The sequence below is a fragment of the Nostoc sp. ChiSLP03a genome (assembly GCF_034531215.2).
Lineage (GTDB): Bacteria > Cyanobacteriota > Cyanobacteriia > Cyanobacteriales > Nostocaceae > Nostoc.
In genome coordinates this window covers 19539-35658 of record NZ_JAVRBQ020000149.1, presented here as the reverse complement: position 1 = coordinate 35658, position 16120 = coordinate 19539, and the positions used below count along the sequence as shown (strand labels likewise).

Here is a 16120-nt window from a genome sequence, read left to right as displayed (position 1 = left end):
GTATGTTTTTTCTGCGTACCTGTTAATCAAAAATTGAGGTAGTATCTCAGGAGCGATCAGTTCATGGACTATATAGAAAAGGTGCTGGAAAAGCTTAAGGAATTAGCTCGTAGGTTAATTGAAAACCTATTAGGGCCAGAGGCTGAACCGGAACCGGAACTGATTCCGATTCCTGTGAACGATCGCTCTCGCCGTCGCCACTAACCTCACAGTGGTATCGACGTTGCAATCCTTAAGTATTCTGGCACTGCATGGGCCAAACTTAAATTTGCTAGGACAGCGAGAACCAGGAATTTATGGTTCGGTGACACTAGCTGAAATTAACCGCCTGTTAGAAGAAGAAGCATTCAAATTACAGGCGAAAGTTTTTCCTTTGCAGTCAAATCATGAAGGAATTTTGGTAGATAGTATTCATGGCGCGTTAGGGCAACATCAGGGAATTCTGATTAATGCAGGAGCATACACCCACACAAGTGTGGCCTTGCGAGATGCGATCGCTGCTGTTAACTTGCCCACAGTGGAAGTACATCTAAGTAACATTTACCGCCGGGAAGAATTTCGCCATCATTCTTATATCGCCCCAGTTGCGATCGGGCAAATAAGTGGTTTTGGGGTTCAAAGTTACTTATTGGGCTTACAAGCTTTGATAGATCATTTAAGAGTTAGGAGTTAGTAGAGACGCGATTAATCGCGTCTGTACAAGAGTTAGGAGTTAGTAGAGACGCAATTAATCGCGTCTGTACAAGAGTTAGGAATTGGCAGTAAAGTTAGGAATTAGCAATCTCTCATTAACTCCTCACTCCTCACTATTCACTTTTAACTATATAATTCATGCGTTATTCTCCTATAAGTCGGTTTAAAGGGACTTTACTCGGAGCATTCTTGGGAGAAAGTTTAGCTTCTGGTGGTAAAGTACAGTTTGAGAGTTCCCTAGATTTAGGCAGAATGGCGGTTCTGGGTATCCAGAGTTTGATTGCGCTGGGTAGATTGGATTTAGATGATTGGATAGAGCGTCAGCAAGAAGAATCTCTTCATTTAGTAGCAACTGATGACATCTCGATAAAAATAATTATTGCTACATTACCAGTAGCCCTGTTTTTTCACGAAAATCCGATTAAACTGCGACAAAACTTGCTGCGTGTGCTGAAAATCTGGGAGGATGACCCAGTAATCAGGGATGGAACGCTAGCAGTAGGATATGCGATCGCTCTTGCCTTAACTGAAAAACTTGACCCTCTAACTCTTATCCCACAAACAATTTCTTTTATCGGCGAAACACCAACATCAATACCAAAAAAATTATTAAGAGTTCAGAATTTATTAGAGCAAGGAGCCGGATTATCAACGACCCAAGCTGAGTTTGCTAAGGAAGAAAAACTTAGTAACACTATTGCTATGGCATTTTACTGCTTTTTGAGTACCTTAGAAGACTTTCGCCTGACAGTTTTACAGGCTACTCACGATCGCAATTCTCAGCAAAATGCTACGCTGCTAAATTCAGAGGCTACAGGTGCAATTACTGGTGCTTTGTCGGGAGCATATAACGGAATAGGCGGAATTCCGGTAAATTGGCAAGTCTTGCTCTTACAGAGGAATTCTCCAGTATGGGGACTAACTAGCTTTTCTCAAGTGTTAGAATTGACCGATGCATTTGTGGGGGTGTGGTCAGGAGTGTATAATCTTACCTTAAACCCAAAAGAGTTAACAGAGGAGGGATGTGAGGTGGCTTTGCTTTCAGTTTACGCAGCTCCTCGCGTTATTCGGTCGCGTTAATCTGAAATTAACCAGATCGGGGGTTAAAGCTAGGCAAACTTCCGCCACAGTTGTATTAATTTCATATACTAAAATTTTTCAGTAAACCCTTGGACTGATTCTGTAGCTAACTATTGTGGTAAATCAGCAATAAAAAAGCCGCACCATCTAGTTGCAACCGCCGCAGATCGAACTTTCCTGATGATTGTCTTTTTTGAACTATCAAAGTCGGCAATTGCAGGTAGAGATAATGAAAATGCATCAATTTTTGCAGTTCTTGAACCAGCAATTGACTCACTGGCGGCGACAGTACAAAACACTACGCCGTAAAGGAAAGTTAATGAGAAGTCCCAAAGGTAAAACCCATAGAAGGGAACTTCTAAGGACTATGCTCAAGAATGTATTTCTGTTTTTATCAAAAACCAATAAGAAAAGCGAACGCCGAAAACAAGAAAGAGCGCTAAGGTCAAAGGCACAATCTGTCAAGATTAAGAGTAGTATTTGTACAGTCGGTTTAGATTGGGCATACAAACAGCGTTACTCGGTGATTTTGGCGATCGCTGTAGTCTCCCTCACAGGTATTATTGGGCATAAATTATACAATCAAACTCAACTCCAAGTAGGACATCCTGCACCCCAAACGATTACAGCGCCTTACACAGCTAGCATCGAAGATCAGAAAAAAACTGAAGCCGAGCGCAAAGCCGTCAGCACAACCTCCTTACAGGTGTTGATGCTTAATGCGCGAATCAACGAAAAAATCAACGAAAATTTGCAACAACTTCTAGATGATGGCAACGAAATTCGCGCTGTTGCTGGAGCTTTTCCTTTTTTCGATCCTGTAGTTTTATCCATCTCTACCCAACGTTATCTCCGCTCTTGTTCTGAGTCGGAATGGCAAGCACTGCTATCGGCTGTAGAAAATAGTAAAAATCAGCAGCAAAAGAGAATCGGACAAACCACTCCAGCTACACCCAATCAGAAACGACAACCACGCATCACATCCAAATCTGATTCTCAGAGTCTAGAAAAGACACAGCCAGTAGATTTTTCTCAAAACACTGATTTTACTCAAGCTGTAGCAGAACTAGAATCTTACCGCCTCACAACTTCTGAGAAAAGCTTGTCCTTAGTGATTGCCAAGATTTCCCAAACACGTCAAAGATACATCCAAGCCACTACCAAACTTTTAAAGTTAGAGACTGTTACCCGCGAAGCAGTATATGAAGAATCTCTACTTTTGGATTTATCAGATGTGGAATGGGAAAAAACACAAATAGGAATCCATCAAAGTATAGAGCGGATTCTCGCCCAAGGCATTCCACAGGGACTGCCAAAAAATATCTTGCAAGATGCGGTGAGTTTACAATTACAGACCTTTGTACCAGAATCCGCTGAAACTTTGGCAAAGAATCTGTTGTTAGCTGTACTCAAGCCGAATCTGCAAAAAGATGAAGAACAAACCAAACAAAATGCTCAAAAGGCGGCGGCTGGAGTGCCACCCGTGATGGTGAAGGTACGGCAGGGTGAGGTGATTGTCAAAAAAGGTGCGCAGATTACTGCATGGGACTTTCAGGTACTGGAGCATTATTATTTGATTCGTCGGGAGGTAAAGTGGCAGGAGTTGGTGAAGTTGGGAGGTGTGATTGCGATCGCGATTGGCATTTTTGTCTGGGTAGAACGCCATATTGATTACGAATTGCGACAACGCGATCGCCTATTAGTATTATTGCTAACTCTAAGTGTGCCAGGAGTAATCGTCATCGGATTGCCCTATACCACCTGGAGCGCCCTTGGTTTATTGTTGGGAAGCTTTTACGGCCCCACTTTGGGGTTGACAGTTGTCGGCCTGCTGTGGCCGATATTAAGCATTAGTTTGGATATAAGCAAGGCTGCGCTTTTAGCTGGTGTTGGAGGAGGAATATTAGGTAGTTATATTGCCCAACGATTGCGATCGCGTGAAGAGTTGGCATTATTAGGCGTTGCGATCGCCTTAACTCAAGGTGGCATTTACCTGTTTGTTAAAATTTTAATTGGTCAAGTATTTGGTTCAATCTGGTATATTATCTTCCAAGAAGCCGGATTATTTGCTTTATCCGGCTTAGGCTGGAGTGTTATCGCCTTGGGTTTGAGTCCTTATCTAGAAAAAGTTTTTGATTTAGTTACCCCAATTCGCCTCGCAGAACTGGCGAATCCTAACCGCCCTTTATTAAAACGACTCGCTACTGAAACTCCCGGAACTTTTCAACATACGCTGCTTGTGGCTACTCTTGCTGAAGCTGCTGCCAAAGAATTAGGATGCAATGTTGAACTAGTCAGGGCTGGGACATTATATCACGATATTGGCAAAATGCATGACCCTCTTGGCTTTATTGAAAATCAAATGGGGGGGCCGAATAAACACGATACAGAGATTAAAGATCCTTGGAAGAGTGCAGAAATTATCAAAAAGCACGTAAGTGAAGGGTTGGTAATGGCGCGTAAACACCTTTTACCTACGGCGATTCAAGCTTTTATTCCAGAGCATCAAGGAACGATGCTAATTGCTTATTTCCATCACCAAGCCCAGCAAATGGCTCAGTCAGATCCAAGTTTAACTGTAGACGACGCAGACTTTCGTTACGATGGCCCAATTCCCCAATCACGGGAAACCGGAATTGTCATGTTAGCAGATTCTTGTGAGGCGGCACTGCGATCGCTGCAAGCATCGGCTAAATCTGTGGCAGAAAAGCGATCGGTTAAAGATGTCTCCACAGAACAAGCTTTAGCAATGCTAAATAATATCCTGCGTGCCAAGTGGCAAGACAATCAACTTGTAGATTCAGGACTAACGCGAGAAGAGATGTCACAAATTGCCCAGATATTTGTGGATGTTTGGGAGCAATTTCATCACAAACGGATTGCTTATCCGAAGTTGAAGGCTAGTAGCACTGGGCGGAATTCGTAATGCGATGTCTAAGACGGGCTACGCATATCTAATGCTTAAATTATTGCCACTCATAATATCCACAACTATTACTGGGAAAAAGTTTTCTTAATATTCAATCCCTAATTCTCACTACATCGCACACCAGCCAAGATAAAATTAACTGCTGCTTGAGTATGCTGCTCAATCATTTCTGGACTCAGTAGTTGCAAATCGGGTCTAGTATGTTTGATATTTTCGTAAGCGTTGAAGTACATATTACAAACCCCAATAATATGCAGGGTGGTGAAAAATGGATCGAGTTGACGGAAACAACCTTCCGCCATTCCCCGCTCTAAAATATTGATGAGATAGCTAAAATTTTCTTGCCAATTCCCCTCTTTAAAATACTTTCCCTGATTTTGGTTTGCTTCTTGGAACCAAAGCATTCCTCTATGCGGGTGAGCAGCTTCATAAGCGATCGCTTCTTTAACAAGCACCTTCAACGCCTCCTCTGGTGGGAATTGATCCAGATTTAGCTGCTCAAACCCTGCGTGCATCTCCACCGCCGGACGTTGCAGAACCGCTTGATATAGCCCTTCTTTGCTCTGGAAGTAGTAGTAAATCATCGCTGTGGTGACACCTGCACCTCTAGCGATCGCCCCTGTCCGCGCCCCTTGAAGTCCATTTCTGGCAAACTCCGCTTCCGCCGCATCAAGAATCTGCCTTTTCGTCGCTTCTGCATCGCGCACCTGACGCGGCTTTTTAGATGAGAATTTTGACTGCGTTGAACGACTCACATTGCTCCATCAGCATAACGAAAATATATTAACTAAAAACTTGGTTAGTAGTTGACATAGAAGATGAAATTTATTAAATTAATACTCACTAACTAAACAATTAGTTAGTTGCAAAATTGTCCATGCAGTAGGTGAAGTTAGCCAAGCATTTGCCCGGTAGTATTAGTTCGTCCATTGCAGACAAGACTTTAGTTATCCCAATTGACATTCAAAAGAGTGATGTAGAACAGGCTACACCAGCTTGTCTACAACTTTGAAGTTTCAAGATTGCGTTACCTTTTGCTAACGCATCTAGCAACTTTTCAAAAAATTATCAAGATTATGGAGAAAAAATGGAACCAATTTTACCTGGTGCGCCTTGGTTAATCGCGCACAAATCTATATTGGGAGTGAATAAACCAAATAAAATCACATTAAATGGACAGGATTATGTTATTTGGCAAAACCAAAAAGGCGAAGTGTTTGCCCTTGATAACATCTGTCCGCACATGCAAGCACCATTATCAGGCGGCTGGGTTTGTCAGGAAAAAGATACTATTACTTGCCCTTTTCATGCACTAGAATTTGATGGAAAAGGCAGACTACAGCAAGGAGATAAAAAAGACACTCAGCCAATTACAAAAGCATTAGAGTTAATTATTAGCAATGACTGCATCTGGACTTATGCCGGATTTGAGCCAAGATTGCCCATCCCAGATTTGCATCAAAAAATTGTCGATGAATACGAGTTCATTGGAGTAACTGGGGAAAAAAGTATTCAAGGTGAATTTTTGAGTAACTTAATGGTTAACTATGACTATAATCACCAAAATGGTACTCATAAAGAATTATTTAAAATTACATCTTGTAATGTAAGTAATTTTGAAGAAAAAGGATACTCTGCTACAGTCAAACAAGAACTAACAAGAGCCAACAACACATTAGGAGAAATTATCAAAAATCCTATTTTGGGAATCTTCCCGAAAACGCTTGCTAACACACTAGAATACGCTTTTCCTTCAACTACAGCTTTGTTGGCTAAAACCCCTATTGGTGATATTGCTCAAATTCATATTCTCTACCCGGAAACAGAAAAAATCACCAAGACATTTATTTTGATGTATGCCAAAGTCGTCAATCCTGTGATGAAATTTCTGTTTAAAAACTCAGTTTTACAAGCAGCAGCTACAGTTATTGAACAGGATACAGATGCAGTTGAAAGTTTGTATCCTCGACAAAAACCAAAAATCAGATTGCCAAATGAAGAGATTATGTTCTACGCAGAAAAACTCTACCAAAATTGGTAATTTGGATTTGCAAAGCCTAACTGCCCTTTACAATTAAACTGTAGCTAATTACTGCTGGAGGTACTCAAATATGCGGCAGCTAAAATCAGCCGAGGAAATGCCTGGTAGTTATGGCTTGCCCATCTTGGGAGAGACTTTAGAAATATTTCGGGATTTAGAACTGTATCTATGGCGAAGATTCCAGCAGCATGGTTCAGTTTTTAAAACGAGCGTTATGGGACGTAAACGTGCTTATTTAATTGGCCCTGATGCTAATCGGCTGGTGCTGGTGGAACAGGCGGAAAATATGTCGTCGCGGATTGGGTGGTATTTCTTAGAATCAACATTTGGCAATAATATTTTATTACAAGATGGGGAAGAACATCGCCTAACTCGTCGTTTAATGTATCCAGCATTTCACGGCAAAGCGATCGCTACATACTTCGATACGATCCAAAATATTGTGCAAGACTTCCTTAAAGATTGGGGACAGAAAACAATTCTTTTAAATTCTAGTTTCCGCCAGCTTACCCTGATGGTTGCTACTCGCCTGTTTTTGGGAAGTCAGAACAAGAGCGAAGTTGAGCAAACTAGTCAGTGGTTTACACAACTGCTAGAGAGCAGTATGGCAATATTCAAATTGAATGTACCTTTTACTTTATATAGTCGCGGTCAAAATGCTAGGGGTAAGTTAGTGGCTTTCTTGCGTCAAGCCATCGCCCAACGTATCGAGCAAGGTAACTTAGAAGAATCAAAAGATGTTTTGGGATTGCTGCTAGCAGCTGTTGATGAAGACGGCAATAAATTGAGCGAAGCACAGATAATCAACGAGGCCTTACTACTACTGTTTGCTGGACACGAGACGACAGCCTCCTTGCTCAGTTGGGTAATATTTGAATTAGGTAATCACCCAGAATGGCGATCGCGATTGCGCCAAGAACAATTAGCAGTTGTAAGAAATAATCCCCTTAGCCTGTCCCATCTAAAACAACTTCCAGATTTAACCAACGTCCTAAAAGAAGTAGAACGGCTGTATCCTCCGGTATATGCCTATAATCGTGGAGTCCTCAAGGATATTGAGTATGCAGGTTATAGCATCCCAGCAGGTTGGTTTGTGACTATCTCGCCGATGTTGACTCATCGTCTACCAGAACTGTATACCGATCCCGATCGCTTCGACCCCGATCGCTTTGCACCACCTCGTGAAGAAGATAAGAAATATCCTTTAGCATTAGTGGGTTTTGGTTATGGTTCGCACAGTTGTTTAGGCATGGAATTTGCCCAGATGGAAATGAAAATTGTGCTTTCCGCACTACTTCGCCATTACGACTGGACAGTAAAACCGGATTATTCTGCGATCGCTCCAGTTCGTCAGCCTTCTAAAGTTAAGGACACTTTACAAGCATATATTGAGCCTTTGGTGATCAAGCATTCCTTGAAGAGTCAAACATAAATCTTTGATGAAACAAATCGATTTTCTGCATCTAGCATGAAGTCATAGGTATTTAGAAAATAAGACTGCCACTTTTCAGGCTTTTGGCAAATTGCGAGTGGAAATCCTGCTAAATCAAACCATTGAATATCATCTCCAATTTCTACTGGTACTACTCTCCAATTTTTACTTGGAGCTTTGCTAAAATTCTTCAGCAAATTGACATTAATTCGGTTAGGAGCCTTGGGAATTGGTAAATGTCGTTCAACACTGGAATATGATTGTTCTACCCAATTTTTGATATTCACTGCATTAAGATATTCATTTGGTTCCGATTCTCTTTCGCTAATGTAGTGATAGTAAGTTTGCGCTAATTCTTCAGCTTGTTTACGAGTTGTTACATCTTCTGCTTTAGCAAGCAAGTATGCAGCTACTGGGTCTAAAGTTCCCCATACAATAAGTTCTTTCATCCAGAAAACAATCCAAGGTAGCCCAGTTTGTGACCAGTTTTCCAATGAAGATTCAACTAACTCGCCACCAAAAGCTTCATCTATTGCTAGTGCAATAATACTTCCTAACCCCCAGTTAAATCGATAACCAAAATTTTGGCTAATGTATGAATGCCATTTTGAAATTTGGCTTACGCTCGGTTTTTTAGGTGCTGTATGATGATCAAGCCACCAACGTAATATTTCATTCCAAGTAACATTTCCTGAGGTGTTGCTCAGTTTGAACTTCGATAAACTAGTTAAAATACTAACTATATTTTGAATATAATTAAAGCGTTCTTCTACTGTCCAAATGGCATAATCTCCACTCACTGCTAATTGTTCTTTAAGTCTAGGATAGAGATTTAAAAGCTGATTTGCATCACATGGTGGTAAACTAGTGCGATACAAACGCCGACGCTGTGACATATCTTTATAAATTTCTGTTTTCAGTGCCCTACCTCGCCTGATAAATAAATTTTCTAATCTTTCTTGTTCGCGGCTAGCGTAATGAGCAAAGCTTCGGTGCCAAATTTTTTGCAGTTGCTCCTCCAATTCATTAAGGCTTAAATCTTTAGCTGCTAACTGTTCAATTTCAACAATGGCAGATAGTAAAATACTATCCAGCGAATCTAAAGTCTCAAGAGCTGATGATTCTGCTTCAGAAAGATTATTGCTATAAGAAAGCGGTGCTGTTTGTTCCAGCCAACTTACAAAATTTTTGTCAGAAATAGATGGTCAATTTATGATGTTAACCAAGTGCTACGCTACAGTTAGCAAGATTAAGAGGCAACTATGACTGCCCTGATTCTGAACCTCAGCCCTACCATTGAATTAACAGATGAGCAGTTCTTCCAACTGTGTCAAAATAATCGAGATTTGCGACTTGAGCGCACGCCAGAGGGAGAATTAATTATCATGCCACCAACTGGATGGGAAAGCGGAAATCGAAATAGTAGACTTACACAGCGCTTAGGTAATTGGGCTGACGCTGATGGCACAGGTTTGGCTTTTGACTCCTCAACAGGTTTCAAACTTCCTAATGGTGCAAACCGTTCTCCCGATGCATCCTGGGTGAGCAGGGAGCGATTAGAAGCCCTAAATCCAGACCCCGACAAATTTCTACCGTTCGCTCCAGATTTTGCAGTAGAATTACGCTCTGCTTCAGACAGTTTAAAGACTGTACAACAAAAAATGCAGGAGTATATTGACAATGGTGTGCGTTTAGGATGGCTAATCGATCCGCAAAACCAACAGGTGGAAATTTACCGCCCAGGAAAGGATGTTGAGGTTTTGCGATCGCCTACTAGTTTATCTGGAGAGGATGTATTAGCTGGCTTTGTGCTTGATCTGGCGCAGATTTTGAGTTAGGCGATCGCTTTTGACTCATATCTCTTCTCAAAAGGCGATCGCTCAATTCCCCTCACTTCATAGTTTGACGAAATTGCAACTATAATTCGATCAAATTTTACAAATAAAAACAAAAAATTAATATTGACTTAATATTAAAAATACTGTCTGCAATAACCCGATAACAAAACCTAAAACACCACCTAAAATCACAATTGCCTGTAATTCATTCTTTACAATTCCCTCAATGGCAGCTTCTAAATCAGCCGCTGAAGTTGATTTTACACGGTCAACTATCACTTCATCTATCGACAAAATTGGAATAGCCTGTGCCACAATTGCTTCTAAATCTTTTTCCAAATACTTCTCTAAAATTAGAGCTAACTCTTGACTCATGACTTCTAAAGAAGTACTGACAACGGGTGAAGTACTAAGACGATTCAGCAGGACTACAGCAATATTTTGCCAATCAACAGAATCAGTTAATCCTTGTAAAAAATCGCTGCCACTGTTTTGCAGGTAATGGCGGACACTTTCGCGGGTGGTCTTTCGTAGTTGACGCACTGTCCCCATTGGCAAGTTTTGTAATGATAAATTTTGCAGTAATTTCCGAATGCGATCGCGAATTTGCAAATCTTGAGTCAATTCCTGCAAGCGAGTATTAGCAACCTCTTTTTCATCCAAACAAAAAGTTCGTAGCCGTGTAAGAGTATTACGTAAGCCAAACAAATTTGCTACTACCCAATAAGTTCCACTGGTTTTTTCGCGGAAGCCTTCATCGATAATTTGAATCGTACGATCTGTCAAAAAATCAACTATCGTTTGGCGTAAAAGATCCGGCGGTAAAACTACTTGCAACAACCAATCAGCAAGCCGTGTAGCTTGTTCTTCACTCAGTTGAAATTCCAGCAATATCTGGTCAAAAATTTGATTTATCTGCGCTTCTAAAAAATCTTCACGCCGCGCTAAAACCTTAAGCAACCGTGGCAAAGATTCTCCTAATAAATCCCGCAAAATTCCCGCTACAATTTTGGCACTTTTCTCGTTTTTATCTGTTTTGATTTGTTCAATTGCTAACCGCAACAACCAAAGAATTGCTGATTGCACGCGTTCTGTTTGCAACAAACGCCGCGCCAGATTTTGCAATTCTTGCGGTGTCAAAAGTGACCCCATGATTGTTTTAGAAATGTTCAAAGCCAAACGTTCCTGGTTGCGGGGAATCAATCCAGGGGTGAAGGGTACTCTTCGTCCAGCAATATAAATTGCTTGATAAGGACGGAACAACATTTTGATGGCTATATCATTTGTGAAATAGCCAATAATTCCACCCAGTACCGGGGGAGACACATAAAGCCAAAGATGAGACCAGTCCAAGGGAAGAATTAAAAAAGTTAGGAATTTAAAGTTAGGAGTTAGGAGTTAACAGTAGAGACGCGATTAATCGCGTCTGTACAAGAGTTAAGAGTTAGGAATGATAAATTTTAAATGAGAATTTATCACTACTCATAATTCATAACTTTTAACTAATAACTCCTAACTTACTAAGCACTAGCACTCCCATCATACCGTTCGCAATGGGGTAGTGTGTGGCAACTGCAAAACCAACTTGATGAGCTAACTCTATTTGCTCTTTACCGATGGGAAAGCGATCTAAGCTGGGACTGATGTAAGCATATTCTTCTTTTAAGCCTAAATAATTGGCAACTGGTACCACAAAACCGTCCAGATACCACTGTTGAAAGGCGCGTAGCTGAGGATTACTCGGTCGATGAAAGTCTAAAATTGCGGCTTTAGCTCCCGGCTTCAAAACACGGTATAACTCTTGGAGACTGCGGGGAATATCTTTAACATTTCTTAAACCATAGCCCATTGTTGCAGCATCAAATTGGTTATCGTCAAAGGGTAAATTGAGGACATCAGCTTCTACCCAGCTGATAGCAGGTTTGGGGTACTGCTTTTGGGAGCGTTCTTTAGCGTTTTCTAGCAGGTTTTCGGAAAAATCCACTCCATACACCTGTCCTGTTGCTCCGATGCGCCGGGCCAAACGTAAAGCTAAATCACCACTACCGCAACACAAATCTAATGCAGTATCTCCTGGTTTAACTGCACTCCATTTTACTGCCATTTCCTTCCAGATTCGATGCTGTCCCAGACTCAACCAATCGTTCAACTGGTCATAAACTGGAGCAATACGGTTAAAAATGGACTGAATTTCGTTAGTCATTGGTCAATAAGTCATTAGTCATTGGTCATTAGTCATTTGTCATTTGCCAAGAATAAAGGACAAATGACAAAGGACAGATGACAACTACACAGTGGTTTGATGGCGACTACTACTAGTCAGAGCGATCGCTAGCAGTTGCGCTGATAAATTAATTAGCACCAATTCATCTTCTCGCAAAGTGCAAGGTTGTTTCCACTGTAGCGACAATACACCTAAAAGTTGATTGCGGTAGCTAATTGGGATAACTAAGTGTGCTTGCACGCCCGTATTTTGGTAGTGAATCGCATCAACTAATTTAGTGTCTTTAATTACATTTAAGGAAACTTGCATTTGTCCTGTAGCGATCGCTTCCCTGGTTAGTGGGTCAAGAGATAGCCAATTTTCTATTGTACCTGTATAGCTGTAAGTTCCTTGAGTTGCAACCAGAGTATTTCCATCTGTAAGTTGTAAAATACAGCCGTCTGCCCCAAAAGTTTCACTCACAGCCCTAGCAATGGGAGCGAGAGTTTCTTCTAGGCTAGAAGCGGCTTGAGTTACCTGTACCAAAACACTCAGCAACGCCATTTGAGCATGAGCGCGGCGTAATTCTTCTGTACGTTGCTTAAGCAAGTCGTAGGTTTCGGCTGCTCTTTGCACCACTGCCTTTAGTTCCCCTGGGTCCCAAGGCTTGGTAATATATTTGTAAACTTGTCCGGCATTAATTGCTTCTACCAAGTCTTCTATATCAGTAAATCCAGTGAGAATTATTCTTACTGTATCGGGAAACTGAGGTACAGTTTTGCTGAGAAATTCAGTCCCTTTCATTTCTGGCATCCGTTGATCGGAGATAATCACTGCTACCTCCCCTTCTGCTGCCAAAACTTGTAGAGCGTTCACCCCACTATCAGCTTTCAGAACATTAAAGTCACGTCGAAATGTGCGATAAAGTAAATCGAGATTATCTGGCTCATCGTCAACTACCAGTATTTTCAGCTTTTTTGGTCGTTCGAGAGTCATAACTTGAGATTGGACTTTATCAATTTCGAGATTGGGTTTATCCATAAGATTTTCCTTTAAATATTCACTCTCTTGTTATATTCCATACCAAGTTTAGTTGAGAATAGCCGAAGATCGCCAAGGGTTTATACGGAGTTATTTTGCATATTTGAGAACGCTAATAGTGAGCGCTACAGAGGAAATTTATCTGTCCAAATATCTGAAAAAATGTTCCACTAGAAAAACTAACTAAATCAGCAAAACTATGGCAGTTTTGATCGTGGATGAGGTGTAGGTCTGGGTATAGATTAGAATAATACTTGCTCATGAGGTGTTAATTAACCTCTCAAGTTGAAGCTTGCACTCCGATTATGACTGATCTACCACCCAACACTCAGAATCCCGAAGATAATGCTACAAACGATGTAGCACAAGAGTTACTCCGAAAGCTGAGGCAAAAACAAGGCAACTGGGTGGAATGGGGAGCCGCGATCGCCTCGTTGCTAAAAATCGGTTACAACCCCCAAGAAATCTTTGAAGCGACTGGATTTGAGCCGATTCAACAAAACCAGGTGGTTGTTGGTTCTCAAGTTTACAATTCTTTGGAAAAGTTTGGAGTATCGCAAGAAACGCGATCGCACTATACTACACGTGGCAGCGATGTTTTATACGAGTTACGTTTACTTACTCAAGAAGAACGCGCCGCTGCTGCCGAACTGATCTTTGTCCATAATGTTGATGCTGATGAGGCACGGGATATAGCAAAAGCAATTAAAGAGTTCTCCTATTTCCGCACTTTACCAGAAGGGTTTTCTGCTCATCCTGGAGATGCGGTTGCTCACCAAGTTTGGAAACTGGCACGCCAAAATGCAGATTTACAACAGCGATCGCGCCTAATTGCCAAAGGTTTGCGTTTTGCTCATACGCCAGGTGCAAGGCAAAAAATCGAACAGCTACTAACTGATTTTACTACCGTCCCTCAGCGTCCAGCGCCAATTTTACCGTTTTACCGCCTGGAATTTGAAGAACAGTTACCCCGAATCTTACCCGTGGTTGGCGAGTTGCCATTATCACGCCAAGACTTGCAAGCTGTGCCCATAATGACAGAAATTGAACCATTTCGGATGGTCAAGTTTTCTGGAGAGCAAGCTTGGGTTCCCTTACCAGGTTGGCAAGTGCTATTGGCGGCAGAAGATCCAGTGGTGATTTTAGCGAATAGCGATCGCTTCCCCATCCAAACCCAAAGCCAAACAGGGCCAGTCTTAGTTGTCATAGATCGTGCCCAACGAGAATGGGATGCCTCTAGCTATTTTGTCGTTGAAAATGGTGGTGAATTAGATTTTCAATGGTTTGAAACTGAGCCAGAAATTCCTCTATTAGGACAAATTATTATCATTGTGCGTCCTAAGAGAATTCTGGATGAAGAATTAACTAAGGATTCATGGCAGATTGACGAATAAATTCAATTTTAGACGAGCTAACTGCGTAACACTCCTACGCCTGAAGGTGTGGGAGTGTTGAAAATTAAACTAACTAAAGCAAAAATCTCAACACGATTGAGTTAATGAAAATCGGAGGTTGGGTTGAAGAGCTAAACCCAACATTTTTGGTCATTTGTTGGGTTTGTCTTAATACCATTACTAGATTAGCAAGCTACGCAGTTTACGGTTTTTGAAGCTAAAACCAACCGTATTGCAACTTCTAGCGGTTATCGATTGTATGAGAATACCAAAGCCCTTACTGTAAAATCATTTCAGCAAAACTTTTGTATTTCACTCATCTGCATACCGCTATATGAGATGAAAATTATTAAAAAATTAAGTATTTTTCTGGTTATTTTAAATTTTACTGTATTTTCATATTTTATCACCACAATTAACTATTGAGAAAAAAATTCCGATTTTTTTCAATTTAGTTTCCTCACAAAATAAAAGCAATAGATTTTCTGTTGACAGCTTAGTTTCATCACAAAATAAAGGCAATAGATTTTCTGTTGACAGCAATGACTTAAACATTGTGTAACGTAACTATTACTCATTTGTAACGGAACAAGGAATTTTCCAAAAATGTCTCTCACAAAACGTTGTCTGGCAGAATTTATCGGCACATTTTGGCTTGTTTTAGGTGGCTGTGGTAGTGCTGTTTTAGCCGCAGCCTACACAGCAGATGCTGCAAAAATCAGCGAAAATACTTCTTTTCCATTGGGGATTGGATTAGTAGGTGTATCTTTGGCATTCGGGCTTACTGTCCTCACAGGGGCTTATGCTCTTGGTCATATTTCTGGCGGTCATTTCAATCCAGCTGTTTCCTTTGGACTGTGGGCAGGTAAACGCTTTCCGGGATCTGACTTACTACCTTATATCGTCTCTCAAGTAATCGGTGCAGTTGTTGCTGCGGGCATTATCTACCTGATTGCTAGCGGCAAAGCTGGATTTACCCTAACTGGCTCCAATCCACTGGCTACCAACGGTTACAGTACTCATTCTCCAGGTGGTTACACGCTGTTTGCTTGCTTGCTTACTGAAGTTGTAATGACTTTCATGTTTCTGCTAATTATTCTGGGTGTAACTGATAGCCGTGCTCCGAAAGGATTTGCACCACTGGCAATTGGTTTTGGACTCACTTTAATTCACCTAATTAGCATTCCTGTAACCAATACCTCAGTTAATCCTGCCCGTAGTACTGGAGTTGCTCTATTTGCAGGTGTAGAACTCTTTTCACAAGTCTGGCTATTTTGGATAGCTCCGATCTTGGGGGCTATTTTAGCAGGATGGTTGTACGTAGCCGTCTTTAGTGAATCAAGTGTGGATGAACGGCAAAATATCAAAGAACTAGTCTAATTTTCTTAACAATCCCCTTACTGAACAAATTAACTAAGCGTTAGCGTTAATATCTTCAGTCAGGGGATTGACATCATATTTCTGATATA

Annotated in this window: 15 protein-coding genes; 9 read left to right on the top strand and 6 right to left on the bottom strand. The window is 41.2% G+C overall.

The features are described from left to right. The first annotated feature begins 63 nt into the window (after positions 1–63). From RMY32_RS25360 to RMY32_RS25350, 3 genes are all read left to right on the top strand, one after another. On the top strand, positions 64–204 hold the full coding sequence (locus RMY32_RS25360) for a hypothetical protein (protein ID WP_322693718.1): 141 nt from the start codon (positions 64–66) through the stop codon (positions 202–204). 19 nt (positions 205–223) lie between these two features. Next, positions 224–673 (top strand): type II 3-dehydroquinate dehydratase, encoded by a 450-nt coding sequence (gene aroQ / locus RMY32_RS25355; protein ID WP_322710971.1) that lies wholly within the window; start codon positions 224–226, stop codon positions 671–673. A 158-nt stretch (positions 674–831) separates the two neighbouring features. Next, positions 832–1773 (top strand): ADP-ribosylglycohydrolase family protein, encoded by a 942-nt coding sequence (locus RMY32_RS25350; RefSeq protein WP_322710970.1) that lies wholly within the window; start codon positions 832–834, stop codon positions 1771–1773. A 106-nt stretch (positions 1774–1879) separates the two neighbouring features. Here RMY32_RS25350 and RMY32_RS25345 read toward each other — a convergent pair whose 3' ends face one another. Beyond that, positions 1880–2014: a hypothetical protein gene (locus tag RMY32_RS25345; RefSeq protein ID WP_409883965.1), complete on the bottom strand. Its 135-nt coding sequence runs from the start codon at positions 2012–2014 to the stop codon at positions 1880–1882. Between RMY32_RS25345 and RMY32_RS25340 the strand changes: the two genes are divergently transcribed. Further along, on the top strand, positions 2003–4699 hold the full coding sequence (locus tag RMY32_RS25340) for an HD family phosphohydrolase (RefSeq protein WP_322710969.1): 2697 nt from the start codon (positions 2003–2005) through the stop codon (positions 4697–4699). The two genes, RMY32_RS25345 and RMY32_RS25340, sit on opposite strands and share 12 nt — an antisense overlap. A 101-nt stretch (positions 4700–4800) precedes the next feature. Here the strand turns inward: RMY32_RS25340 and RMY32_RS25335 are convergent, their stop codons facing one another. Further along, positions 4801–5457 (bottom strand): TetR/AcrR family transcriptional regulator, encoded by a 657-nt coding sequence (locus tag RMY32_RS25335; RefSeq protein ID WP_322710968.1) that lies wholly within the window; start codon positions 5455–5457, stop codon positions 4801–4803. Between the two features lie 332 nt (positions 5458–5789). On the opposite strand from RMY32_RS25335, the gene RMY32_RS25330 reads away from it, so the two are divergent. After that, entirely contained in the window at positions 5790–6743 is a 954-nt protein-coding gene (locus tag RMY32_RS25330; RefSeq protein WP_322710967.1) for a Rieske (2Fe-2S) protein, read from the top strand. Between the two features lie 70 nt (positions 6744–6813). Beyond that, entirely contained in the window at positions 6814–8175 is a 1362-nt protein-coding gene (locus RMY32_RS25325; protein ID WP_322710966.1) for a cytochrome P450, read from the top strand. Here RMY32_RS25325 and RMY32_RS25320 read toward each other — a convergent pair. Continuing rightward, positions 8166–9197, bottom strand: a complete 1032-nt coding sequence (locus RMY32_RS25320; RefSeq protein WP_322710965.1) for a hypothetical protein — start codon at positions 9195–9197, stop codon at positions 8166–8168. The two genes, RMY32_RS25325 and RMY32_RS25320, sit on opposite strands and share 10 nt — an antisense overlap. 240 nt (positions 9198–9437) lie before the next feature. Here RMY32_RS25320 and RMY32_RS25315 point away from each other — a divergent pair, with 240 nt between their 5' ends. Then, positions 9438–10013, top strand: coding sequence for a Uma2 family endonuclease (locus RMY32_RS25315; RefSeq protein ID WP_322710964.1), 576 nt, complete (start codon positions 9438–9440; stop codon positions 10011–10013). A 117-nt stretch (positions 10014–10130) separates the two neighbouring features. On the opposite strand, the gene RMY32_RS25310 is transcribed toward RMY32_RS25315, so the two are convergent. The 3 genes from RMY32_RS25310 to RMY32_RS25300 all read right to left on the bottom strand — a co-directional run bounded on the left by RMY32_RS25310 (position 10131) and on the right by RMY32_RS25300 (position 13257). Next, positions 10131–11366 (bottom strand): DUF445 domain-containing protein, encoded by a 1236-nt coding sequence (locus RMY32_RS25310; protein ID WP_322710963.1) that lies wholly within the window; start codon positions 11364–11366, stop codon positions 10131–10133. Positions 11367–11511: 145 nt separating this feature from the next. Next, positions 11512–12216, bottom strand: coding sequence for a bifunctional demethylmenaquinone methyltransferase/2-methoxy-6-polyprenyl-1,4-benzoquinol methylase UbiE (gene ubiE, locus RMY32_RS25305; protein ID WP_322710962.1), 705 nt, complete (start codon positions 12214–12216; stop codon positions 11512–11514). 84 nt (positions 12217–12300) lie between these two features. Next, a complete protein-coding gene (locus RMY32_RS25300; protein ID WP_322710961.1) occupies positions 12301–13257 on the bottom strand; it encodes a response regulator in 957 nt (318 codons plus the stop codon). Positions 13258–13562: 305 nt separating this feature from the next. Between RMY32_RS25300 and RMY32_RS25295 the strand changes: the two genes are divergently transcribed. Together RMY32_RS25295 and aqpZ are read left to right on the top strand one after the other, a co-directional pair. Next, entirely contained in the window at positions 13563–14651 is a 1089-nt protein-coding gene (locus RMY32_RS25295) for a RuBisCO accumulation factor 1 (protein WP_322710960.1), read from the top strand. A 606-nt stretch (positions 14652–15257) separates the two neighbouring features. After that, complete coding sequence (gene aqpZ, locus RMY32_RS25290; protein WP_322710959.1) at positions 15258–16031, top strand: aquaporin Z; 774 nt, start codon at positions 15258–15260, stop codon at positions 16029–16031. Positions 16032–16120 lie beyond the last annotated feature (89 nt).